The sequence below is a fragment of the Paenibacillus sp. FSL R7-0312 genome, assembly GCF_038004445.1.
Classification (GTDB): domain Bacteria; phylum Bacillota; class Bacilli; order Paenibacillales; family Paenibacillaceae; genus Paenibacillus_AQ.
Genome location: NZ_JBBORE010000001.1, coordinates 3,278,460 through 3,303,359 on the forward strand (window position 1 = coordinate 3,278,460; position 24,900 = coordinate 3,303,359).

General features: G+C 49.0%; 20 protein-coding genes, 2 tRNA genes and 1 pseudogene. 20 read left to right on the forward strand and 3 right to left on the reverse strand.

From position 1 onward, the window contains the following. Position 1: 1 nt before the first annotated feature. The 8 genes from MKX70_RS14300 (at position 2) to MKX70_RS14335 (ending at position 10,487) form a co-directional block, all read left to right on the forward strand. Positions 2 to 910 carry an aspartate carbamoyltransferase catalytic subunit gene (locus MKX70_RS14300; protein WP_340840207.1) on the forward strand — a complete coding sequence of 303 codons (909 nt, stop codon included), beginning with the start codon at positions 2 to 4 and terminating at the stop codon, positions 908 to 910. A 116-nt stretch (positions 911 to 1,026) separates the two neighbouring features. Then, the gene (locus tag MKX70_RS14305; RefSeq protein ID WP_042238474.1) at positions 1,027 to 2,307 is read left to right on the forward strand and encodes a dihydroorotase; all 1,281 of its coding nucleotides are present in this window, start codon (positions 1,027 to 1,029) and stop codon (positions 2,305 to 2,307) included. A gap of 76 nt (positions 2,308 to 2,383) precedes the next feature. Further along, positions 2,384 to 3,562 (forward strand): glutamine-hydrolyzing carbamoyl-phosphate synthase small subunit, encoded by a 1,179-nt coding sequence (gene carA, locus MKX70_RS14310; protein WP_042139367.1) that lies wholly within the window; start codon positions 2,384 to 2,386, stop codon positions 3,560 to 3,562. A 1-nt stretch (position 3,563) separates the two neighbouring features. Further along, complete coding sequence (gene carB, locus MKX70_RS14315; RefSeq protein ID WP_042238473.1) at positions 3,564 to 6,785, forward strand: carbamoyl-phosphate synthase large subunit; 3,222 nt, start codon at positions 3,564 to 3,566, stop codon at positions 6,783 to 6,785. 194 nt (positions 6,786 to 6,979) lie between these two features. Beyond that, entirely contained in the window at positions 6,980 to 7,696 is a 717-nt protein-coding gene (gene pyrF, locus MKX70_RS14320; protein WP_042243167.1) for an orotidine-5'-phosphate decarboxylase, read from the forward strand. Further along, positions 7,693 to 8,334, forward strand: a complete 642-nt coding sequence (pyrE, locus tag MKX70_RS14325; RefSeq protein ID WP_042238472.1) for an orotate phosphoribosyltransferase — start codon at positions 7,693 to 7,695, stop codon at positions 8,332 to 8,334. The genes pyrF and pyrE overlap by 4 nt, the downstream gene beginning before the upstream one ends. Before the next feature lie 169 nt (positions 8,335 to 8,503). Beyond that, positions 8,504 to 8,629: a hypothetical protein gene (locus tag MKX70_RS14330; RefSeq protein ID WP_269322075.1), complete on the forward strand. Its 126-nt coding sequence runs from the start codon at positions 8,504 to 8,506 to the stop codon at positions 8,627 to 8,629. Positions 8,630 to 8,918: 289 nt separating this feature from the next. Next, positions 8,919 to 10,487 (forward strand): extracellular solute-binding protein, encoded by a 1,569-nt coding sequence (locus MKX70_RS14335; RefSeq protein ID WP_052416660.1) that lies wholly within the window; start codon positions 8,919 to 8,921, stop codon positions 10,485 to 10,487. Between the two features lie 207 nt (positions 10,488 to 10,694). On the opposite strand, the gene MKX70_RS14340 is transcribed toward MKX70_RS14335, so the two are convergent. Further along, the gene (locus tag MKX70_RS14340) at positions 10,695 to 11,594 is read right to left on the reverse strand and encodes an IS3 family transposase (protein ID WP_052416376.1); all 900 of its coding nucleotides are present in this window, start codon (positions 11,592 to 11,594) and stop codon (positions 10,695 to 10,697) included. 35 nt (positions 11,595 to 11,629) lie between these two features. Further along, positions 11,630 to 11,953 (reverse strand): transposase, encoded by a 324-nt coding sequence (locus MKX70_RS14345; RefSeq protein ID WP_042236251.1) that lies wholly within the window; start codon positions 11,951 to 11,953, stop codon positions 11,630 to 11,632. Between the two features lie 296 nt (positions 11,954 to 12,249). On the opposite strand from MKX70_RS14345, the gene MKX70_RS14350 reads away from it, so the two are divergent. The 4 genes from MKX70_RS14350 to MKX70_RS14365 all read left to right on the forward strand — a co-directional run bounded on the left by MKX70_RS14350 (position 12,250) and on the right by MKX70_RS14365 (position 14,013). Then, positions 12,250 to 13,380, forward strand: coding sequence for an IS4 family transposase (locus MKX70_RS14350; RefSeq protein WP_340840208.1), 1,131 nt, complete (start codon positions 12,250 to 12,252; stop codon positions 13,378 to 13,380). A gap of 187 nt (positions 13,381 to 13,567) precedes the next feature. After that, positions 13,568 to 13,732, forward strand: coding sequence for a hypothetical protein (locus tag MKX70_RS14355; RefSeq protein WP_019909365.1), 165 nt, complete (start codon positions 13,568 to 13,570; stop codon positions 13,730 to 13,732). A gap of 83 nt (positions 13,733 to 13,815) precedes the next feature. Beyond that, a tRNA-Met gene (locus MKX70_RS14360) sits at positions 13,816 to 13,892 on the forward strand. Between the two features lie 47 nt (positions 13,893 to 13,939). Next, positions 13,940 to 14,013: transfer RNA gene (locus MKX70_RS14365), tRNA-Ile, on the forward strand. A 379-nt stretch (positions 14,014 to 14,392) separates the two neighbouring features. On the opposite strand, the gene MKX70_RS14370 is transcribed toward MKX70_RS14365, so the two are convergent. Next, positions 14,393 to 14,746 (reverse strand): hypothetical protein, encoded by a 354-nt coding sequence (locus tag MKX70_RS14370; protein ID WP_042238470.1) that lies wholly within the window; start codon positions 14,744 to 14,746, stop codon positions 14,393 to 14,395. Between the two features lie 537 nt (positions 14,747 to 15,283). On the opposite strand from MKX70_RS14370, the gene MKX70_RS14375 reads away from it, so the two are divergent. The 8 genes and pseudogenes from MKX70_RS14375 to kdpC all read left to right on the forward strand — a co-directional run bounded on the left by MKX70_RS14375 (position 15,284) and on the right by kdpC (position 24,820). Then, positions 15,284 to 15,883, forward strand: coding sequence for a ketopantoate reductase family protein (locus tag MKX70_RS14375; protein WP_340840209.1), 600 nt, complete (start codon positions 15,284 to 15,286; stop codon positions 15,881 to 15,883). A 396-nt stretch (positions 15,884 to 16,279) separates the two neighbouring features. Further along, a pseudogene (locus MKX70_RS33420) lies at positions 16,280 to 16,777 on the forward strand (transposase); the annotation flags it as partial. 149 nt (positions 16,778 to 16,926) lie between these two features. After that, the gene (locus MKX70_RS14385) at positions 16,927 to 19,560 is read left to right on the forward strand and encodes a sensor histidine kinase KdpD (protein ID WP_340783729.1); all 2,634 of its coding nucleotides are present in this window, start codon (positions 16,927 to 16,929) and stop codon (positions 19,558 to 19,560) included. A 312-nt stretch (positions 19,561 to 19,872) separates the two neighbouring features. Next, positions 19,873 to 20,271: a hypothetical protein gene (locus MKX70_RS14390; protein ID WP_042238468.1), complete on the forward strand. Its 399-nt coding sequence runs from the start codon at positions 19,873 to 19,875 to the stop codon at positions 20,269 to 20,271. 132 nt (positions 20,272 to 20,403) lie between these two features. Next, the gene (gene kdpF / locus MKX70_RS33425; protein WP_445253833.1) at positions 20,404 to 20,481 is read left to right on the forward strand and encodes a K(+)-transporting ATPase subunit F; all 78 of its coding nucleotides are present in this window, start codon (positions 20,404 to 20,406) and stop codon (positions 20,479 to 20,481) included. Between the two features lie 30 nt (positions 20,482 to 20,511). Continuing rightward, positions 20,512 to 22,179, forward strand: a complete 1,668-nt coding sequence (gene kdpA, locus MKX70_RS14395) for a potassium-transporting ATPase subunit KdpA (RefSeq protein ID WP_340790162.1) — start codon at positions 20,512 to 20,514, stop codon at positions 22,177 to 22,179. 25 nt (positions 22,180 to 22,204) lie between these two features. Then, positions 22,205 to 24,232: a potassium-transporting ATPase subunit KdpB gene (gene kdpB / locus MKX70_RS14400; protein ID WP_042243157.1), complete on the forward strand. Its 2,028-nt coding sequence runs from the start codon at positions 22,205 to 22,207 to the stop codon at positions 24,230 to 24,232. A gap of 15 nt (positions 24,233 to 24,247) precedes the next feature. Then, positions 24,248 to 24,820 carry a potassium-transporting ATPase subunit KdpC gene (gene kdpC, locus MKX70_RS14405; RefSeq protein WP_042238467.1) on the forward strand — a complete coding sequence of 191 codons (573 nt, stop codon included), beginning with the start codon at positions 24,248 to 24,250 and terminating at the stop codon, positions 24,818 to 24,820. Positions 24,821 to 24,900: the final 80 nt, after the last annotated feature.

Below are 24,900 nucleotides of genomic sequence, written 5' to 3' on the forward strand. Positions count from 1 at the left end.
AATGATGACGGCAACCAAAGTGAAGGAACGCAGTCTGCTGGGGATTAAGGAACTGGACGCTTCGGAAATCAGCCAGCTTTTGAACAGAACGGCTTACTGGGACAATCAGAGCGAGAAGCTCACGCCGGTGCTGAGATCGCATTTTGTTGCCAACATGTTTTTTGAGAATAGCACACGGACCCGCTTCTCCTTCGAAATGGCCGAGAAACGGCTGGGCGTTCAGGTCCTGAACTTCACGGCGGCAGCTTCCAGTGTAGAAAAAGGCGAGTCGATCTACGATACCGTACGCACCTTAGAATCGATGGGGATCGATGCCGGAGTTGTGCGTTTGAAGCCTGCAGGCGTGCTGCAGCAGCTGGCCGAGAAGGTAAGCATCCCGCTGATCAATGCCGGAGACGGCAACAATGAGCACCCGACACAGGCGCTGCTGGATCTGTACACGATGCGCAAGTATTTCGGAGAACTGAAGGGCCTGAAAGTGTCGATTATCGGAGATATTATGCATAGCCGGGTGGCACGCTCCAACCTGTGGGCATTGACCAAGATGGGCGCAAGCGTCCAGTTCTGCGCACCGGCGAATATGCAGGCTCCTGAGCTTGCCGCGTACGCTCCATACGTTTCAATGGAAGAAGCGCTGAAAGCGGATGTGGTTATGATGCTGAGAGTGCAGCTGGAGCGCCATGCATCCGGGATCATTTTGTCGGCGGGGGAATACCGCGAACACTTTGGACTTACTGAAGAACGCGCTGCGAAGCTGGACAAGGGGACGATCATCATGCACCCGGCGCCGGTCAACCGCAATGTGGAGATCGATGATGCAGTGGTGGAGAGCAGCCAGTCACGGATTTTCCCGCAGATGGCGAATGGAGTTCCGGTACGGATGGCAGTGATGGAGAGAGCACTTCAGTAGCAAGATTCCGTAAAAAAACCTCACATAACTTTACTAATAAATATACACAAAGATGAATTTTTATTATATAATAACTAAAGAGCTTACGGCTGCGGCCTGAGGCACAAAGGAGAATCATAACCGTGATCATTAAAAACGCCAGTGTACTGGGCCAAGAAGGCGTGCTGGAGCGCAAGCATATTGTCGTGTTGAACGGGGTAATCTCTAAGATTCTGGATGCCGCTGAAGCGGTAGATGAAGCAGGAGAGATCATCGAAGCGGAAGGCAAGCTGCTGATCCCGGGACTGATCGATATGCATGTGCACTTACGTGAACCGGGGTTTGAACATAAGGAAACGATTGAGACCGGCGCACGTTCGGCGGCCAAAGGCGGATTCACGACTATCGCCTGCATGCCGAATACACGCCCGGTAACAGACAGTGCAGAGATCGTCCAACTGGTAAAAGATAAGGCGCGTGAAGCCGGACTCGTGAAGGTGCTGCCTTATGCGGCCATTACGAAGAATGAGCTGGGACTTGAGCTGACTGACTTTGCGGCACTGAAAGCGGCTGGAGCGATTGGCTTCACCGACGACGGTGTAGGCGTACAGAGCGCACAAATGATGAAGGATGCCATGAAGCTGGCGGCAGGAATGGATATGCCGGTCATTGCCCACTGCGAGGACAACTCGCTGGTTGAGGGCTGCGCGGTAGCGGAAGGTACGTTTGCCGACAAGCATGGACTTAAGGGAATTCCGAATGAGTCGGAAGCCATCCATGTAGGGCGCGACATACTGCTGTCTGAAGCTACGGGCGTTCACTACCATGTGTGCCACGTCAGCACCGAGCAATCGGTACGGCTGATCCGTCAGGCTAAGCAGATCGGCATCAAGGTGACCGCTGAGGTGTGCCCGCATCATCTGCTGCTCTCGGAGGAAGACATTCCGGGCATGGACGCGAACTGGAAAATGAACCCGCCGCTTCGCTCGCGCCGCGATGTGGAAGCCTGCATCGAAGGCCTGCTGGACGGCACGCTGGATATCATCGTTACCGATCATGCACCGCACAGTGCGGAAGAGAAAGCAAAAGGCATGCAGCTTGCACCGTTTGGCATCGTCGGTTTTGAGACAGCCTTCCCGCTGCTGTATACCGCTTTTGTGGCCACTGGCAAATGGGATCTGTCCCTGCTGGTCCAGCGGATGACCGCTGATCCGGCCCGGGTGTTCAGATTGAACACTGGCAGCCTTGCAGTAGGCGCGCCTGCCGATCTGACACTGATTGATATGAATGAAGAGAAGGAAGTGGACCCGGCAACGTTTGCCAGCAAAGGGCGGAATACTCCTTTTGGCGGATGGAAGCTTAAGGGCTGGCCGGTGAAGACTTGGGTAGACGGCAGAGCCGTATGGAGTGAAGTATAACTGACGGTTACTGGCAGCCAGGCTGCCGGCCGTGACATAAGCATCAGACTACAGAAACAAGAAGGAGTGGAAGGGAATGCAGGCGAGATTGCTGCTTCAGGACGGAACGCTGTTTACAGGCACCGCATTTGGCGCGGAAGGCGAAAAGACGGGCGAGGTTGTATTTAACACAGGAATTACGGGATATCAGGAGGTGCTGTCGGACCCTTCGTACTGCGGCCAGATCGTCACCATGACGTATCCGCTGATCGGAAATTACGGCATTACCCGTGATGATTTCGAATCTGTGCGCCCTTTTGTGCACGGCTTTGTGGTGCGTCGTCACGAGACTGTGCCCAGCAACTGGCGTGCTGAATACAGTGTAGACGATCTGCTGAAGGAATACGGCATTCCCGGAATCAGCGAGATTGACACCCGGATGCTGACCCGCATTATCCGCCACCACGGCACGATGAAGGCGATCCTCACCACTTCGAATAAACGTGTGGAAGAACTGATGGAAATGATGGGCGATACTACAATTGAAGAATTGCGCAATCAGGTAGCACGTACCTCCACAACCAAGACATATAGCAGTCCCGGTAATAAGGAACGTATCGTGCTGGTAGATTACGGCGCGAAGACAGGCATTCTGCGCGAGCTGAACAGCCGCGGCTGTGATGTGGTTGTCGTGCCTCACGATGTGACTGCAGATGAGATCCGCCGCCTGAATCCCGACGGAATCCAGCTGTCGAACGGCCCTGGGGACCCTAAGGATGTGCCATATGCAGTTAAGACCATATCCGAACTGCTCGGCGAATATCCGATCTTCGGCATCTGCCTGGGTCATCAGCTGTTCGCGCTGGCATGCGGCGCTGACACCGAGAAGCTCAAATTCGGACATCGCGGCGGTAACCATCCGGTCAAAGAGCTGGAGAGCGGACGCTGCTTCATCACCTCGCAGAACCATGGCTATACGGTTAATGAAGAATCCGTAGTGAACACGGATCTGGAAGTTACGCATATTAACAACAATGATAAGACCGTCGAAGGACTGAAGCATACCCGTTACCCCGCTTTTTCGGTGCAGTACCATCCGGAAGCGGCGCCGGGACCGCATGACAGCAGCTACTTGTTCGACCGTTTCCTGCAGATGATCGCAGACCACAAGGCGAAACTGCCGGCAGGCTCGCGCCAGGCGCAGCTTGCGGCCAATGCCAGAATCACGGCACCGAAACCTGCAGCACAGCTTGAAGCCGTGAAAGGAGCACTATAACATGCCTAAGAACGATAAACTCAAAAAAATTCTGGTTATCGGCTCCGGTCCGATTGTCATCGGCCAAGCCGCCGAGTTTGACTATGCGGGCACACAAGCCTGCCAGGCGCTCAAAGAAGAAGGCGTAGAGGTTGTGCTGATTAACAGCAACCCGGCTACGATCATGACCGATACCAATATGGCTGACAAAGTATATATTGAACCGATCACACTGGAATTCGTAACGGCGATTATCCGTCAGGAGCGTCCGGACGGACTGCTGCCGACACTGGGCGGACAGACTGGCCTCAACATGGCAGTGGAGCTGGCCCGTGCAGGCGTACTGAAATCCGAGAATGTGAAGCTTCTGGGTACACAGCTGGAATCCATCGAGAAAGCAGAAGACCGCGACTTGTTCCGCGAGCTGATGCGTGAGCTGGATCAGCCTGTTCCTGAGAGTGCCATCATCACAAGTGTGGAAGAAGCGATGGGCTTCGCCGCCGGCATCGGCTATCCGCTGATCGTCCGTCCGGCCTACACGCTAGGCGGAACAGGCGGCGGGATCTGTGACAATGAGGAAGAGCTGCGCGAAACCGTCAAAGCAGGTATCCGTTACAGCCCGATCGGCCAATGTCTGGTGGAGAAGAGCATCGCCGGCATGAAGGAAGTCGAATATGAAGTGATGCGTGATAAGAACGACAACTGTATTGTAGTCTGCAACATGGAGAACTTTGATCCGGTTGGCGTACATACAGGCGACAGTATCGTAGTGGCGCCAAGCCAGACGTTGTCTGACCGTGAGTACCAGATGCTGCGCAGCGCTTCACTGAAGATTATCCGCGCGCTGAATATCGAAGGCGGCTGTAACGTGCAGTTCGCACTGGACCCGCAGAGCTATCAATACTATGTCATTGAAGTGAATCCGCGCGTAAGCCGCTCGTCGGCGCTGGCGTCGAAGGCGACCGGGTATCCGATTGCCAAGATGGCTGCCAAAATCGCCCTCGGCTACACGCTCGATGAAATCGTCAATCCGGTTACCGGACAGACCTATGCCTGCTTCGAGCCGACACTGGATTATATCGTCAGCAAAATCCCGCGCTGGCCGTTCGATAAGTTCATCTCTGCGAACCGTAAGCTGGGTACCCAGATGAAGGCAACCGGAGAAGTGATGGCCATCGGGCGTACCTTCGAAGAGTCGATTCACAAGGCGATCCGGTCGCTGGAGATCGGTGTGCACCGTTTCCGTCTGCCTGGCGCAGAGCTGCTTGAAGACAGTGTACTGCGTAATAGACTCGCCAAAGCGGATGATGAGCGCCTGTTCCTGATCGCAGAAGCGTTCCGCCGCGGCTACGGGCTGCAGGATATTCAGGATATGACGAATATTGACTGGTGGTTCCTGTCCAAGATCGAAGGCCTCGTGAGCTTCGAGGACGAGATCCGCGCGGAAGAAACCTTGTCCGCAGAAATTCTCTATCAGGCCAAGCGCAAGGGCTTCACCGACCGGGCGATTGCCGAGATCCGTGCCGAAGGGCGTCCGGGCGGGGCATTCACCAAGGAATCCGAAGTACGCGTGCTGCGTCTGCAGCAGGGTCTGGTTCCGGTATTCAAAATGGTCGATACCTGCGCCGCCGAATTCGAAGCTTCAACGCCATACTACTACTCGACCTATGAGACCGAGAATGAAGTGATTCATTCCGATAAACAGAAGGTTATCGTGCTCGGCTCCGGTCCTATCCGTATCGGCCAGGGTATCGAGTTCGACTACTCTACCGTGCATGCAGTATGGGCGATCCAGAAAGCCGGCTATGAAGCCGTCATTATCAATAATAATCCAGAGACGGTGTCGACGGATTTCAATACATCAGACCGCCTGTACTTTGAACCGCTATTCTTCGAGGATGTGATGAACGTGATCGCCCAGGAGAATCCGATCGGGGTTATCGTACAGTTCGGTGGACAGACAGCCATCAACCTGGCTGCGCCACTCGCCGCAGCTGGTGTGAACATTCTGGGCACCAGCCTGGAGAGTATCGATGAAGCGGAGAACCGCAAGAAATTCGAAGCGCTTCTGGCCCGTCTGGATATCGCACAGCCAAAAGGCAAAACGGTTATCAACATTGACGAAGCCGTTGAAACAGCCCAGGCGCTGGGCTATCCGGTGCTGGTTCGTCCATCTTATGTCCTCGGCGGCCGTGCGATGGAGATTGTCTACAACGATACAGAGCTGCTGAGCTACATGGTTGAAGCGGTGAAGGTTAATCCGGAGCATCCGGTGCTGATCGACCGTTACATGCTGGGCAAAGAGGTTGAAGTCGACGCGATCTGCGATGGCGAGACCGTAGTGATTCCGGGAATTATGGAGCATGTAGAACGCGCAGGGGTTCACTCCGGTGACTCCATCGCCGTCTATCCGCCGCAATACCTGGATGAAGGCCTGAAGCAGAAGATCTCTGAGATCACGATCAAGATCGCTAAGGAACTGAAGACGATCGGACTGGTTAACATCCAGTTTGTCATCTATCAGAACGAAGTGTATGTGATCGAGGTTAACCCGCGCTCTTCGCGTACGGTTCCTTTCCTGAGCAAGGTGACAGGCATTCCAATGGCTAATCTGGCAACCAAAATCATCCTCGGCGGCAAGCTGAAGGAAGACGGGTATACAGAAGGGCTGTGGCCGGAAAGCGACTACGTTTCTGTAAAAGTACCTGTGTTCTCTTTTGCCAAGCTGCGCAGAGTGGAACCGACTCTTGGACCGGAAATGAAATCGACCGGCGAAGTTATGGGCCGCGACAAGCTGTATGCCAAAGCGCTGTACAAAGGGCTGATCGGCGCAGGAATGAAGATTCCAGCTACCGGAGCAATCATCGTTACCGTTGCAGACAAAGACAAGGCTGAAGCGGTTGAGCTGATGAAGGGCTTCCATGCCATGGGCTACAAAATCATCGCTACCGGCGGTACAGCAGCGGCACTTGAGCAGGCCGGGCTGAACGTGATGAACGTTAACAAGCTGGATGAAGGTGAGCCGACCATTCTGGATCTGATCCGCGGCGGTCAGGCGAACTTCGTCTTCAATACACTGACCAAAGGCAAGACGCCTGAGCGTGACGGGTTCCGTATCCGCCGGGAAGCAGTAGAGAACGGCGTTGTATGTATGACTTCGCTGGATACCGTAACCGCACTGCTGAGAATGCTGCAGACGATTAACTTCTCTTCACAGTCGATGCCTGCTTTTGTCGGACAATAACATATAGGGTGAGGGCAGCCGCTACAGGCTGCTATAGGAACGGTTTGCGTTAGCGCAAGCCGTTCACCTATGCCCGGGACCTTGCAGAGCTTGTTATCACTTGAACAAAGAAAGAAGGCTGGCAAATGGATGGGACCGCAGCACAGCAGCAACATGAACATGAGAACATCGGACAAGTAGAAAAGCGTAATGAAATGGCCGGACGGCTGATGGTTGCCCTGGACTATCCGGACGCAGCACAGGCTAGGGTTCTAATGGAACAGCTCACAGGTATCCCCTGCTATATGAAGGTCGGCATGCAGCTGTTCTATGCTGCCGGGCCGGACTTCATCCGGGAGCTGAAGGAACGCGGCTATTCGGTCTTCCTGGACGTCAAAATGCATGATATCCCGAACACCGTACGGGGGGGGGCTGAGAGCCTAACCATGCTGGGCGTTGATATGTTCAACGTGCATGCCGCCGGAGGAGCTGCCATGATGTCTGCTGCACTGGAAGGTGCCGCCAAGGCCGTCAGCCTGCATCCGTCGCTGCATATTCCGCTCATTATTGCGGTGACCCAGCTGACCAGCACCAGCCAGGAGGTTATGAACAGCGAAATCGGCATCAACGGTACGGTGACGGACACCGTAGTACGTTACGCCATGCTTGCGGCAGAAGCCGGGCTGCATGGCGTGGTGGCATCGCCGCAGGAATCAGCGGTGATCGCAGCAGCCTGCGGACCGGATTTCCGCACAGTGACCCCGGGTATCCGGCCTGCCGGTGCCTCGCTGGACGATCAGTCCCGGGTTATGACGCCGGGACAAGCTATACGGCAGGGCAGCCACTACCTGGTAGTGGGCCGGCCGATTACAGCGGCGGCAGATCCGCGCGCCGCAGCACTTACCATTATTGAGGAGATGAGCGAAGTATGAGCCCATTAGAGAATAAAAGTGAACAAGTTGCACGTTATCTGCTGGAGATTGGAGCGGTAGCCCTGCGTCCGCAGGAGCCGTTCACCTGGACGTCCGGCATCAAATCGCCGATCTATTGCGATAACCGCCTGACCCTGTCTTTCCCGGTTGTCCGGAGCTACATTGCCAACGCCTTCGCAGAGCTGATCAGAGGCAGCTATCCGGATGCTGAAGTGATTGCCGGAACTGCAACCGCCGGAATTCCGCACGCGGCCTGGGTCGCCGATAAGCTCGGTCTGCCGATGGCTTATATCCGTGATAAGGCCAAAGGCCACGGCAAGCAGAACCAGATCGAAGGACTGATCGCTCCCGGCCAGAAGGTGATCGTGATCGAGGATCTGATCTCCACCGGCGGCAGCTCGATCAAGGCCGCGCAGGCTGTGCAGGAAGCGGGCGGCGTACCGCTGGCCGTACTGGCCATCTTCAGCTACGAGCTGGACCGCGCCGTAGATGCCTTCGCCGCTGCGGATATCCCGCTGCAAAGCCTGTCCAACTACAGCACACTCATTGATGTGGCGCTAGCTCAAGGCACGATCGCCGATTCGGATGTAGCGCTGCTGCAATCGTGGCGCAAAGATCCTGCAGCGTTCGGCGTATAAGCGGGATTCGTGGGCTGTCAGCAGGTTCAGGACGGCTGAATACTGTTATTCCTCACACTTGATTTGTTACTTGCCCATTGGAGTTTTCTTATTGAGCGGTGTGGACACAAATATTGTACGTTTTACAACTTTGACTCATGGATAGCCAGGTGTTCAGGAGGATTGTTGTATGAAATACAAGAATATTCCCGTTAAGCTGCTTGGTGAAGAGGAAATGCTGCATTTTCTACAACAATCTTCGATTTGGGCCGATAGGATGAGGGAAATGTTGTATTTTGGGCAGGATTTTGTGTAATGATAACGGATCTCTACCATAGAAGGCGGATGAATCGGGAAATTCATGCGACAACAGCCGCCGCCCGGAAGCAGGCCAGAAATACAGCAAGAAGCCCCGTGCCTTCACAGGTACAGCAGGGCTTCTTTTTTGCGTTAGTCAAAAGCAGTCTGTGCCAAGGTGAACAAACTGTCTTTTTAGTTTAAACGGGATGTCACTTCCGATATTCGAATTAGGCTATATAATGCTAAATAAAGGAATGCTCTGCCGGTTGTCCAGGTGTATGATATTTCATTAGGGGGCTATAAATATGGCTAAATCAACGATTCATCTTCTGCTCAGGCGCGGGCTTCCGCTGGCACTCTGTACGGCGGTACTGCTGCCTGTTATTTCGGCTGAAGCGGCGGCAGCCCCTGTCAGCTCTGCCACTTCGGCCAAACCCTTGACGGCATCCGTGGTGACGCAGCCATCGGACGGACAGCGGGTCCTGCGGATCGGCAGTCTGTGGAGTAGCAGCGATGATACCTATCTGCGCCAAAATCTGACTGACCTCTATGAGTTCACGCATCCGGACGTGAAGCTGGAGTTTGTTCCGGCGGTGGATCAGGAGCAGTTCCGCTTCACCAACACGTACATGGTGGAAGGACCGGAAGCATTGGGGCATATGCGTGACATCATGCTTGGCAGTAATCCGGTAGATGTGGTCATAGGAGACAGCAGCCTGATCAGGAGTCTGGCAGCCCAGAACATGCTTGAGCCTCTGCAGCCGCTGATTGACCGTGACGGCTATGATATCAGCAATATGGCACCGACGATGCTGTATGGTGTACGTCAGCTTGGCCGGGGCCACCTGTTTGCGCTGGCACCTACTTTCAACGCAAGTGTAGTTTTCTATAATAAAGGGATATTCGATGCTGCCGGAGTGAATTATCCAACGGACGGGATGACCTGGGATGAATTCTTCAAGCTTGCAGGTATGGTGACGAAGACCTCCAAGCAGATGGATGAGCGGATATATGGCTTCTCAAGGAGCCGTTATGCCGGCGATCCGTTCGCGGATATGCAGGCGTATCTCTCTCCTCTGCAAGCTGCTATGTACGATAACCAAGGCAGGGCAATGACAGTGAACAATGCGCTGTGGAGTAAAGGCTGGACTACCTTCAGCAATCTGATTCAGAAGAAGATTATCCCCGGCCCGGATGATATTGAAGCCGCAGCCGCAGCTGTTGCCGAACCTGCAGAGACCGGATTTAACCCGTTTCTGGGTGACTGGTTTCTGACGGGCAAAGCGGCAATGGTCATCGGAGAATATGGTTATATCAACGAGCTGGCTTCCGCGGACCGCAATGCGCTCCTGATTAAGAACATTAATTTCAGACATGTGGATTGGGGAATCGCCGCCGTACCTACGTTTGCCGAGAAGCCGGGCGTGGCCGTCGGTGCTGGACTGGATCAGCTGCTGGCCATCAGCAGTACCGCGCAGAATGAAGAGGATGCCTGGGAGTTGATCAAGTTTGTGAACAGCAACGAAGTAGCCAGAATCAAGGCGGCCAATCCTTATCAGCTTACCTCCCGTATGGATTTCAACCGTTCACAGAAGGCTGGAGTAAGCCTTGAACCTTTTTACAATTTGAAGCCTGTGCCGCTGACGGACGCTAATGTGGAGAGTCTGGCTTACAAGATGCCTAATATTTATCAGATTAATCTGGCCGGACAAATGCTGTTCAGCGAAGTCATTCAAGGCAAACGGACGGTAGCGAATGCCCTCAAGGCCTGGGAGCAGCAGGGCAACCATATGCTTAACGCGATGCGCAAGGATCCCACAGTCTTGTTCAATCTGGACAACGGCTGGCTGGAGCGAAGTGTGAAGGGCAAGTAGGATAGCATCAGATTTAAACAAGTGAGAACCACTTTGGAGAATCGTTTGCCAATGGTTTGTAGTAACCCAATTATGGTATATCCGATCCGGTATGATTAAGTGTACTTTGTACAACTAAATCGTCTGATTTATAACCAATTAATTGTTTACGGTTCGGCCCCTTAATTATGGAGTCATTCTCTTGAAATCTCTGGTTCTTGCAGTTTCTTAAAGTGAGATGTTTACCTCTGCCACTTGGCCTGCTCTCCATGCCGCATGGTATTGGTTAGGACTCAATCGGTTTAAACTGCCGTGAAAGCGGCGTTCGTTGTAAAATTCAATGTACTCCGTGACAGTCTCGTAGGCTTCTTCAAAGGTTTCAAAGTACATTTTGCTGTAGAGATCTCGTTCTAAAATGCTGTGGAAGGACTCAATATATGCATTCATATTCGGCGTTTTAGGCGGAATCCGTTCATGAATCAAAGGTTCATCCGGGTCCATACACATCTCTGCAAAAGCATGACTGAGAAATTGAGGACCATTGTCTGAGCGAAGAATAGGCCTAGCCCCTCCAGGCTGTATACGGGCCTTCAACGCCTGCTTAATGGTCGTGCAGATCTCCTTTGCACTGCAACTTGCACCCAAGTGGTAGCCGACAATACAGCGGTCAAACACATCAATCATGTCAAAGATAAAAAAGAAGCGGTCGTAGCCATGAATGTATCCGTACTTAATATCTATTTGCCAAAGTTGGTTGGCTCCGGTAACCACGCGGTTTTGGGCAAGCCGTCTTGGATATCTCACTTTCTTGTCAGGTTTCTTTTGGAGCAGCCCTAGCTTTTTACAAAGCCGGTAGGCCTTCTTGTGGTTCAGAATTAAGTCATGCTGGATGTAGAGGGCATGCGCTAAGTTACGGTAACCGTAGCCGTGTTCCTCGCCTGCAACGAGTTCGCTAAGCCATTCTTCGATCTGCTCGTCGCTGACCTTCTGGCCGTCTTTCGTCAACGAATACGCTGGGATCGGTCTTCCGGCTGTCCCTAAGCTTACCGTAGATTTGGTGTTCTCCTTTTGACGCTGTTTGCGGGCATAGTAGGTCGATTCCAGCACACCCACCAGCCGAAGTACCACCGATACCGCATAGCCCCGCTTAATGCTTTCATCGGCTATTTCAAGTCTGTCTTGTAAGCGGGGTTGGTCTTTTTTAGCAGTTCACGCAGGAGTTCGATCTCCAAATCCTTTTCGCCCAGCAGTTTAATCGCAGTGTCCATTTTGGTCTCTAACTCTTGGACACGTTTGGCATCTTCAATACGTTCGTTAACTGAAGGTGTCGCTTGCTCACCAAATCGTTCTTTGTAGAACTTCACCCAGTTCGTAATCGTGCTGGGAGAAACTGAATATTTACGGGCGAGGAAAGAGAGCTTCGTCCCATTAATCGCTTCCTGGGCAACTTTAATCCGTTGTTCATCGTACAACTTGTTACTTTTCATGTCCTCATCCCCTTCTCTATTAGTGTACCTTATGCATCTTTAGGACTCCAATTCGATTAGGGGGCTTAAGAGTTTAGTTGTATTTCGTGCAATTAAACTTCCTGTTTCAGACGGTTTTCCCTGATTCGGACAGAATTAGTTGTACAGACTACAGTTATAAGAGGCAAGCATCCCTTTTCGCTGTTTTTAATTGTACATTATATAGGCGTGTTGATTTCCCAAAAAAAGGGACGAAAAAGGCCGCCATTTCGGGTAATGGTAAGTACGACCAAACCAAACCGAAATGAGGCGACCTCATGAATAAATATACCCCATTTTTAGCCGTTTTCAAACAAGTGTTAACACCGGAAGAAGTCCAAATGGTGACCGGACAAACCGAGGACTACGTGGATAGAGGAACCAAAATGACCGTCGGGTTGCTGCTCGATTACTTTGTCCAAGCCTGCTACCACAAATGGGACGGATTCCGGCAGAGTGCCCGCTTAGGCCCAAGCTTTGACTTGCCAGAAATTCATTACTCCACCCTTTCCGGCAAGGCCGGTGAAGTCCCTTACGAAATCTTCAAACGTATCTTTCAACTGCTCGTCACGAAATGTAACCGCCAAACCCGGCGGCATTTGAATCTTCCTAAAGATCTTTTGCTGATTGACTCGACTACGGTCACGGCAGCGAACTCTCGAATGCCTTGGGCCTCGTACAAAAAATTCAGAGGGGGTATTAAGCTGCATGTTGCTCTTTCGCATGGCCAGCGTTCACCCCTGAACGTGAAGGAATCGATCGCGAAGCGCAATGACGCTCCGTTTGGAGAAGTCTTGGCAGATACGGACTACATTTTGGTACAGGATCGGGCGTATGGAAAAATCAGCAGATTGGATCAATATGTGCTCCAGGGCCAGTCGTTTGTGATTCGGCTCAAAGACAATCTCCATTTGGTGAAGCCAAGAGAACTCCAGCGACCCGCAGAGGGAGAAACGAAAATTGTTCGTGATATTACTTGTTATATCGGTCAAGGGAAGTGCCAATCTGCTCAGCGCCACCGGGTCGTAGAATTTGAAAATGACCGGGGTGAAGTCGTACGGGTCGTGACCGATTTGAGAAAAGAGTCCGCTCATGTGATCGCTGAAATCTACAAGGCACGCTGGGAAATTGAAGTCTTTTTCCGCTGGATTAAACAGCATCTGAACGTGCCATGTCTATTTGGAACCACCGAAAATGCGGTATACAGCCAATTGTTTGTGGCCCTTGCTGTCTATGTGCTTCTGAAACGCGTTTATGATGAAATCCACCCCAACGTGCCTGCCTTTGCTCAACTGACCCTTTGGGAATTTATGCAGCATTGGCGTATATTTAGTCTTCCGCTGGAGTGGCAGGTTCAACTTAGTCTGCTCAGGAACAAAGGGGTTTTGGAAATTATATCCATCCCATAATATGGGGAATCAACAGGCCTGTACATTATACAACTATCCTCTGAATTGTTGGGTGGAAAATAATCACAGAATTGCGTTGCAGAATTTGCCAACCGTTCCGCAGGACTTTTTTCCTGTTATTAATGAAAAAATGGGCATGATAATGATCAGAGTAGCATACATGAATACGAAAAAGGAGAAGGGCATCATGAATTGGATATACTTCGCAAAATTGTTCAGGACAAGATTTCAAGCGGGTTGTCTGGCCAAAAGACTCGAGCAGGACGGCTGGATCTACGGCTATCATGATCCGCGTTTTGTGGAAATTTACCGTTCGCGTAAGGGCCGCTACGGTGTGCGTTTTCTGCCATAAATAAATTAACCAAATTCATCCTTGACTTTATCCATGCTTATATTGTATATTATCTATTGTCGCTGTTTGAATATGATTACTGACGCGGGGTGGAGCAGCCCGGTAGCTCGTCGGGCTCATAACCCGAAGGCCGCAGGTTCAAATCCTGCCCCCGCAACCAATTTTATTTCATCAGACAGCACTTGTAAAATACGGATATCCTAGTCCGGGCCCTTAGCTCAGTTGGTTAGAGCGGTCGGCTCATAACCGATTGGTCACAGGTTCGAGTCCTGTAGGGCCCACTTCAACGAAACCCTTACCCTGTAAGGGTTTTTTGCTTTTTATGGGCTCGCGAGCAAAATAAGATCAAGTTTATCTGAAGGGGCACTAGAGTGCGAAAACTTAACTGGTTAGGAGGTGAATTGTTTTTTTCATACAGATATCGGCCTGGTCGCTGTAGATCGAGAAACGGGGAAATTCGATTCCAAGGATTATAAACAGATTTTTCTATAAACTGTGTGTGATTCATGGTTGACGCAAACTGCGCAGTGAGGGAGAGGAATCGTTAGCCCAAAATTTTTATCGATGGTTGCTCAGAACTAGAAATTAGAGTCATACACTGTCGCTGTATTGTTGAACTAAAGTTTCTGTTAGTTGAAAGAACAGTTCATCAACAAATTATCACTTCACTCTTTCGGAAATATTTTTACTTATTTCTTCAGGATTTTCAACACCAATGATCAACTTTGATATTTTGAACTTACCAACTTTAAAGCTATTCAAATCTAAATGAAGAGTTTCGAGCTCATTTTCAAAAAAGTGCAGTTGATAACCACCATTTGATCTAAATAACCCATTTCTCATTCCTCCTAATAAAGCACCATATAGTTTAAAAGCATTTGGTATCGGTCTACCTGTTGTTATTCCTATGATTGAAGAGTATGGAATTTGCAACCCTTTATCTAATTTTAAAAAGGGTGAGTTTCCAAGGTCGATATTTACGTAGGTTTCCATTAGTTGAATTTTACGTTCCATATTTTGATTCCCCCATTTTGAAAAAATCCATTTATTTCATAACCCATAATTACAAATAATACCACAAACACCGCTTTTCTTCATAAAAATCTAAACTGCCCATTAGCTTAATAAATCTTTTTCATCGAGAGTCTTAACGATTGTTGCACAGTACGAAGAGATAACACAGCGGAGGATGGCGAACATACCGGCAGAGTAATTAGTAGGGTTTGTTATAGCTCCTACTAATTACTCTGCTTTTTAAGACCAACTAATCCACCAATAACAATAATAACTGAAACTATAAAAATCCAATAAGCAATGCCCATTAAAATTAACTCCCTTACCAGTTTTACGCTAATAAGGGCATGTACAATTGATCATCAATTCAAAATAAAGAGAGATAAATAGTGGCTTTAGTATATAACCAGGCCTAATTCTTTTTCTTTATTCTGATACTTAATCCACTGATTGAACCAAACGCCCAGAAGTATCAAGTGTGGTTGAGTACCTTGCTCCACGAGTTGGAAATGCAACAGTTCTGTTTTTCAATAACTGTTGGCAAGATCCTCAATCCGCTATTCAGCCGATTCCGGTCAATCAAATTGTTTTTGGCTTCCCCGGTGGTGGGGCGGATTTGAAGGAAATACTCTTTACGGTGGTGTTTACAAGACGGTTCAGTTTGGAACATTTGAATCCGAGCCTACCCAAAGAGATTTAGAGGTTCGCAAGCTTTTTGTTGAGGCAGGCTTCAAGATAAGGGTTCAAAAGGATCCGCATAGTTGGCTCTGGAATCACTTCGCATTAAACGTTGCAATGGAAATCGAAGTATTAAAAAGTGGCAGTTTTAAAAAAGTCATTTCTTCACCCGAAGCCCTCGCTGGAATAGGTCGTAATATGAAAGAATTGATCCCTATTTTGAAAGCAAAAGGATCAAAACTTGATATTTTGACAAGGGTGGTGAGCACCCTACCACCGAGTGTTGTTGGATTTCTTATGAGTAACATTATTTATTCACCTAAAAGCATGCCCTATGCACTTGTGGAGCATAACCACTTTAAGGTTGGTTATGCCGTACAGGAAGTTATATCAGAGGCCAGAAAGCACGGCATAAAGGCACCACGGCTTTACGCTGTAGATAGCCTAATTACGGAATGATGACTTAGATTTGTTTATTCGATTTAATAAGGAACCATTACAGTGTCTACATTATTGTACAAAGTGGGCAAATCAGCCTATAACAAACCATGGCCGTTTATTATCAGTTAGATCGCAATTCTTGGAGTTGTAGTAGCCTTGCTCATTACGAACGGAATGCATGTAAATTCCACGATGAAAATTGAGGGTTTTTCATTTCCCTTAGCGGTGAAAATCCGGAGACCAAGGCGAACGCTTCCGCTTTTCCGCGGGTCGTTCCGTCCTCTCCGCTGTTTAAGCGGGGTACGAATACACCAACTTCAACAAAAATACAAAAAAAGGAATCGCCTTTTTAATAAAATGGAAGTACCACCAACCATCCCAAAAGGAGCGATTTCCTTGTACATTCAATAGTCCATGGACCCACTTTGCTTGCCAATGGACTTGGAAGAAGACGTTCCAGAAAACCACCTCGATCGCGCTCGTTAACGCAACCGTTAATTGGCTTGACGATACCATCTTTGACGCTGCCTACCCCGGCGGTGGCCGTGACAGCTACCACCCTAAAATGCTCACCAAGTTATCATTTATGCCTACACTCAGCGTATCTATTCCTCCGAGCGGATGAAAGATGTTCTCGAAACCGTATTCACTGCGGTTATTCAGTTCCTGGCCGATGAAAAGTACATCTCTCTTGAGCATTTTTTTGTGAACGGTACCAAGATAGAGGCCAACGCGAATCGTTATACCTTCGTGTGCGGCAAAGCGGTTAGTAAGCATAAGGCCAAATTCCAAGAAAAGGTACATGCTTTGTTTGAGGGCATTGAGGCCGCAGAGAAACAAGAAGAACATGAACACCGTGGCCAGGATCTGAGTGAACTTGGCGAGTCCACCGAGATGAGCAGCGAGAAACTCCATATTGTTAGAGTATTTGCTGAATAGTATGGATAAGTTATCTTAATGCAATCTTAATGCAATGGGTGAAGTCATAACACGATCATGATATGGCCCATGATATACTTCAAATAAATCTCGAAAAAATGAAAGTGGAAAGCGGGCTTACAATGGCGGTCATGGGAAAATTGAAAATTTTTATTGGCTACGCTCCCGGCGTCGGCAAGACATATACTATGCTGAGTGCGGCTCATGAAGATCAAAAAGAGGGGATGGATGTTATTGTTGGATATATTGATTACCATGCCCGTAAGGATACCCTGAATCTATTGAAGGGATTGGAAGTTTTGCCTTCCATGGATAGTACAAGCAATAATTCAACCATCACAGAATTTGATTTGGATCGTGCCCTTCAGAGAAACCCTGAACTTGTTTTATTGGACAATCTGGCACATGTAAATGAGGCGGGAGGCCGTCACAAAAAAAGGTATCAGGATGTGGAGGAGCTTCTTCGCGCTGGAATCCATGTATATACCACCATTAACGTCCAGCAGATTGAAAGCCTGGCAGACATTGTGTACTCCATTACAGGTATTCCGGTTGAGGAGCGAATACCGGATAGTGTGTTTGACAGTGCAGATCAGGTGGAACTGGTTGATATAGAACCTGATGATTTAATTGAGCGCTTGAATAAGGCAAGCATGTATCGTCAGGACGATCCTAGGATTGCCGGCTTATTTACCAAAGAGAAGCTCACCGCCCTTCGTGAAATAGCTTTGCGTAATACAGCAAGCCAGTTAACCCGAATCGCGATGCAGATCAGTGAGCAGACGAAAACAAGCGAGCTTGATATTAAAGATCATATTTTGGTCTGCTTGTCTTCTGCTGCTTCGAATAAAAAAGTGATCCGGGCAGCAGCAAGAATGGCTGAGGCGTTTCACGGTCATTTTACAGCGCTGTTTGTTGAAACACCGGAAACCCAAAAATTGACTCAAAAGAATAAAACAGAACTGAGAGAAAACATTAGACTTGCCGAACAAATGGGGGCACACATCGCCACTGTATACGGTGAGGATATTCCAGGGCAAATTGCGGAGTATGCCAAAACAAGTTATGTGTCAAAAATTGTCTTAGGTCGTTCTCCGAATAAAAAGAGGGGATTTGCAAAATCCAATGTTGTGGATAAATTAACCGCCTTCCTCCCCAATATTGAGATTTTTATTATTCCGTATACCGATTCCACTTTTTATAAAAAACGTCCTTTATACAACCAATATCCGAAGCTCTCCTTGGTCGACACCGCCAAAGTTCTTACCATACTGACTGTCTGTACGATCATTGGTATCTGGTTCAAAAATTTGGGGTTTCGGGAAGCGAATATTATTACGGTGTACATTCTTGGTGTTTTATTAAGCGCTTTAGTCACTAAGGACAGAGTATACAGTGTTATTTCCTCTGTCATGAGTGTTCTTGTATTTAATTACTTTTTTACAGAGCCCTATTACTCTCTACTTGCGTATGATTCCGGATACCCTATTACATTTCTAGTCATGCTGTCCGCCTCCTTAATCATGAGTACTTTGACCATGCGTGTTAGAGAACAGGCACGCCAATCCGCGCAAAAAGCCTATCGTACTGAGGTGCTTTTGGAAACAAGCCGGAAATTGCAGCAGACGAAGGATTCACAGGAGATTATTGATGCTATGGCGCAACAGATGGTGAAGCTCCTGGACAGAACGATTATCTTCTATCCGGTTCAGCGGGAGGGGCTGTCCGCACCTCAGGTATTTCCAAAGAGAGGAGCTGCATTCGATTCGGCGGCTTATACAGGAAGCAATGAACGTGCAGTTGCAGAATGGGTATTTAAGAACAACAAACGTGCGGGAGCTACCACGGATACTTTTTTTGGTGCCAGTTGTCTATACCATGCCGTGCGTGGAGGAGATACTGTTTTTGCAGTAGCAGCCATCGTCATGGAAGAGGAGGAGCCACTGGAGGTCTTTGAAAAAAGCCTGATGATTGCCATGCTTGGAGAGTGCGCGTTCGCGCTGGAGAAAGAAAGACTGAATGAGATACAAAAAGAGATCTCGCTGCAAATCCAGCAGGAGCATCTCCGGGCCAATCTGCTTCGTTCAATCTCCCATGATCTCCGCACTCCACTTACCAGCATCTCGGGCAATGCAGGAATTCTTGTTGCAAACGCAGGGGTGCTGGACGAAGAACAGAAAAAAGGGTTGTACTCCGATATTTATGACGATTCCATTTGGTTGATCAATCTGGTGGAAAACTTGCTGTCCATTAGCCGGATGGAGAATGATAAGCTGAACATGAATTTCCAGGCGGAATTAATGGAAGAGGTCATTTCGGAGGCTCTGCTTCATGTGAACCGGAACAGTGAGAAGCATATCATTCGAACCCTATTGGATGATGAACTGATGATGGCCCGGATGGACTCCCGGCTTATTGTCCAGGTGCTGATTAATCTTGTGGATAACGCAATCAAGTACACCCAGGAGGGATCCCAGATCTCTATACATGTAAGGAGGAGCCAGCTGTGGGTTGTGGTGGAGGTTTCTGACGATGGTCCCGGTATTTCAGATGAAGATAAATCAAGGTTATTTGAGATGTTCTACACGGCAAATAATATACGCGGAGATGGCCGCCGCGGACTCGGTCTGGGTCTTTCCCTATGCAAATCGATTGTAAATGCCCATGGGGGTAATATTAGTGTCAAGGATAATGTTCCGAATGGTACAGTTTTTTCCTTCACCCTGAAAGCTGAGGAGGTAGATGTTCATGAATAAGCCTTTTATTGAGAAGGTGGATATCATAAAAAAAGCTATGCTCTTTTTGGGAGCATAGCTTTTTTTATTCAACGTGAAATATCCTTCTTAAGGTGATCTTAATACATTCATTTAAACCCTAATCCTAAACTAATGCTGGAAATGTTACGCTGAAACAGGAATGAAAACGAAGCATTTTGCGAATAAACAGTCGCTGAAAGAGAGGAAAGAAGGTATGGGGGATGGACTGTGGTGAAACTCGTGAAAAAAATGATTGACTATGCGGATATGCTATCAGTGCAGTGCTGCTAATCTCAGAAAGAAGGGAATGGTATGGGTCGCAGTGATGCCATGATGTTAGTGTACTCTCCTAATGTGGCAGAGAATCAATTTATACAGGCGCTAGGAACAAGTGAATGCTTTGCTGCGGTGTCCTGTAGCCCTGTACAAAAACAACATCTGCTTGAATTGGGAGTAAAAAATGTTGTTGAAGTGGATATTAAAGAAAAGTGCTTGATCAGCATTCCGGAGAATGAGTTCAGCAAGGTATATATTTTTGAAGAAGATCTGGGTCAATGCTGCGGGCTTATTGAAACTCTCCGGAAATGGACGTTAGGTACGATTTTCGTCATTACCAAGAACCGGTACCCGCAAATGATCTATAAGGCACTGGGTGCGAATTACGTTATACGAACGACCAGCGATAATCTTTCTTTTCTGCTGGATAAGTGAAAATGAATTAAAGGGGGCCATTCACATGCTGGATATATATATGATTGCTGCTCTAGTAATCCTTACCCTACTGATGATAGGGCTGGGCCAATGGGCGTCTGGAACTGTTGACAAAGGAAGTGACCAAGGATGATGTGGGTACTTGCAATCCTTATAGCCGCTCTTTTTGTGTACCTGACCTACGCGCTTCTTAATCCGGAACAATTCTAGACGATTTCAGGAGGGATTCAAGTGACAACGATGTCTTTTATCGCTATTGCAATAACCTTATTACTCTCTCTGCTGCTTGCGCGTCCTGCGGGGCTGTATATCGCGCAAGCCTTCAATTATGAGAAAACAGGGCTTGACCGCTGGTTCGGCTGGATCGAAAAACCTATCTATGCTATCGGGGGAATACGTAAGGAGAATTATAGCTGGAAGCAATACGCTTTGGCTGTGGTGCTCAGCAACTCAGTGATGATTCTACTGGTATATCTGATTTTCAGATTTCAGGGAGCCCTGCCGTTAAATCCAAGCGGAGTGGCTTCGATGGAGCCGACACTTGCCTTTAATACAGCTATCAGCTTCATGACGAACACCAATCTTCAGCATTACAGCGGCGAAAGCGGACTTTCATATTTGTCGCAAATGCTAGGAATCCTGTTTATGATGTTTGCCGCTCCGGCTTCAGCGCTTGCGGTAGCGATTGCCTTTATCCGCGGTTTAGCCGGGAAACCACTCGGGAATTTCTTCGTGGATATGATTCGAGGAATTACACGCATTCTGCTGCCGGTATCCTTTGTCCTGGCCTTTGTTTTTGTAGCTCTCGGTGTACCGCAAACTCTGGAGCCCACAGCTGTGGCCAATACGCTTGAAGGTGTCAAACAAGAGATTGCACGCGGGCCGGTTGCCTCGTTCCTGTCTATCAAGGAACTGGGCAACAACGGGGGCGGATTCTTCGGTGTCAACTCTGCCCATCCTTTCGAGAATCCGGGTGCAATCAGCAATCTGCTGCAAATTTTACTTATGATGCTGCTGGGTACGGCACTGCCGTTCACTTATGGGAAAATGGTCGGCAATAAAAAACAGGGCCGGGTACTATTCGTATCCATGGCAATGATGTTCATTGTCTTCCTGGGAATTTCGCTAGCCAGTGAAAATGCCGGAAACCCGGTAATGAATGCTCTGGGCATTCAGCATCAGCAGGGCTCCATGGAAGGCAAGGAAATGCGGTTCGGTGTGGCGCAGTCTGCCCTTTACTCTGTGGTCACGACGGCAACGGAGACCGGAGCAGTCAACACGATGCATGATACGTTAACGCCTATAGGTGGTCTAATAACGATTGGGAATATGATGCTGAATACCGTCTTTGGCGGTGTCGGAGCAGGTTTTGTCAATGTGCTCATGTATGCGATGATTGCTGTATTTCTATCCGGGCTAATGGTAGGGCGAACACCGGAGTTTCTCGGCAAAAAAATTGAAGGTAAAGAAATGAAGTTGATTGCGATTACCTTGATAATCAATCCTCTGCTTATTCTATTGCCTACGGCCCTGGCTCTTATGACTCAGTCGGATACCCTCTCAAATCCCGGATTTCACGGACTGACACAGGCGCTGTATGAATTCACTTCATCTGCCGCCAACAATGGCTCTGGCTTTGAGGGACTTGGAGATGCAACGCCGTTCTGGAATATATCCACTGGGATTGTAATGTTTATAGGCCGGTATTTCTCAATCATTACAATGCTTGCCGTAGCCGGTTCGCTGGCCGTCAAGAAATCTGTACCGGAGACCTCTGGGACATTCCGTACAGACAATGCATTGTTCGGCACTGTTTTTCTTGGTGCAGTGCTAATTGTCGGAGCCTTAACATTCTTTCCGGCGCTTGCCCTGGGACCTATTGCTGAATTCTTGACGCTGAAACCTTAAGAGGCTATGGATGGAGGAATATGAAATGAGTACAAAAAAAAGTGCATTAACTAGAGATATCGTCATGCAGGCTACCAAACAGTCCTTTATCAAGCTGGACCCGCGCATTATGATGCGTAATCCAATCATGTTTGTGGTGGAAATGGGGTTTATCATTACCTTACTTCTTGTTTTTGTACCTGGGGCATTTGGCGGAGATGTATCCTCTGGATTTAATCTGGCTGTTGCGTTCATACTGCTGTTCACCGTGCTTTTTGCCAACTTTGCAGAAGCACTGGCAGAAGGCCGTGGTAAAGCGCAGGCAGATTCGCTCAAGAAATCCAAAAAAGAGATCACGGCAAACAAGGTCAGTGGAAACTCGGTCAAGCAAGTGCCATCCACAGAATTGCGTAAAGGTGATGTTGTAATTGTAGCCCAGGGTGAAATGATCCCCGGGGATGGGGAAGTGATTGAAGGCTTGGCCTCGGTCGATGAATCGGCCATTACGGGTGAATCTGCTCCGGTCATTAAAGAAGCCGGCGGAGACTTCAGTTCAGTAACCGGAGGAACCAAGGTAGTCAGCGACCGGATTAAGGTCCGCATTACCAGTGATCCCGGCGAGTCATTTTTGGATCGGATGATTTCATTGGTAGAAGGGGCCAAACGTCAAAAAACGCCAAACGAGATTGCTTTAAATACGGTACTGGTCAGTTTGACGATTATTTTCCTGATTGTAGTGATTACCCTTCCTTTCTTTGCGGATTATTTGGATATCCGTCTGGAGGTTCCAGTACTGATTGCACTGCTGGTCTGTCTGATTCCAACCACTATTGGTGGATTGCTGTCAGCGATCGGTATTGCGGGAATGGACCGGGTCACTCAATTCAATGTATTGGCTATGTCCGGTAAGGCGGTAGAAGCCTCCGGGGACATCAACACGATTATTCTGGATAAGACAGGAACGATCACGTACGGTAACCGTATGGCCAGCGAATTTATTCCGGTCGGTAAGCATTCTATTCAAGATGTGGCCGCCTGGGCAGCCTTAAGTTCGGTCCGGGATGAGACGCCAGAGGGGCGGTCTGTGCTGGAGTTGATTAAGAATCAGAATCTCTCTTTTGAGGAGTCCATAGCTGAAGGTGCGGAGTTCGTTGAATTCAAGGCAGAGACCCGTATGAGTGGTATTGACCTCCCGGATGGACGCCATATCCGCAAAGGAGCGGTAGACGCAGTAAGACAATGGGTTACCGGTCAGGGAGGGATGATCCCGGATGATTTGCTGGCAAACAGCAATGCTATTGCATCGGCGGGGGGGACACCGCTTGCTGTAGCTGTCGATCAGACGATGTACGGCCTCATTTACTTGAAGGATACGGTAAAACCAGGGATGAAGGAACGTTTTGAGCAGATGCGGAGAATGGGAATCAAAACGATTATGTGTACGGGTGACAATCCGCTGACTGCCGCGACTATAGCGGCTGAGGCCGGGGTCGATGATTTCATCGCTGAGAGTAAACCGGAGGACAAAATTGCCGTGATCCGTCGTGAACAAGCGGAAGGCAAACTGGTAGCCATGACCGGTGATGGCACCAATGATGCTCCAGCATTGGCTCAGGCAGATGTAGGGATTGCCATGAACAGCGGAACAGTTGCTGCCAAAGAGGCCGCCAACATGGTGGACCTTGATTCCGATCCATCCAAAATCATTGAAGTGGTCTCGATCGGCAAGCAGTTGTTGATGACCCGCGGAGCCTTAACCACATTCAGTATTGCAAATGATATCGCCAAATATTTTGCGATTATCCCGGCAATGTTCATGGTGGCCATTCCTGAAATGGAAGTATTAAATGTGATGAGACTGCATTCCCCTCTCTCTGCTATCCTCTCGGCCTTGATTTTCAACGCAGTCATTATCCCGCTGCTGATTCCTCTGGCTATGAAGGGGGTTGCTTACAAGCCGATGAGCTCATCGCAGCTCCTGAGCCGCAACCTGATTGTATATGGCTTGGGCGGCGTAGTTGTTCCATTCCTTGGAATCAAACTGATTGACTTGATTGTCCAATTTTGGGTATAGAAGGGTGAATGAGAAATGAAGAGCATAGCTGTTACAATAAGAACAAGTATCATACTCATGGTCATCGTTCTGGCCTATCAGCTGGTTGTGACCGGGATCGCCCAGGCAGTGATGCCGAAGAAAGCGGATGGCAGCTTAATCTATAATGATAACCATGAAATCATCGGCTCTAAGCTGATCGGACAGAATTTCACTTCTCCCGGTTACTTTCATGGCCGGGTATCCAGTATTGAATACAATGCCGCATCTTCCGGTACACCAAACTATGCGCCTTCCAATCCCGACATGCTGGACCGTACGAAGGCAGCCGTAGACGCCTGGAAGATGGAGAACCCTAGTGTGCCTGTATCCAAGCTGCCGGTTGACCTGATCACCAATTCAGCATCCGGGTTAGATCCGGATATCAGTGTGGAGGCTGCTCAGGTTCAAATCCCGCGTATCAGTAAAAGTACGGGTATACCGGAAGCTGAGTTGAATGCGCTGGTCGCACAACATACCAAAGAAAGAGAGCTTGGAATCTTTGGTGAACTGACCGTCAATGTTCTTATGCTCAATATCGATGTGCAGAAGACGGTTAGTGGAAAATGAAATTAATAAGGGATTAATCAAGTTATACACGAAGACGCCGGCAAGTATTTCTTGCCGGATCTTTGCGTATATTGTGGGGG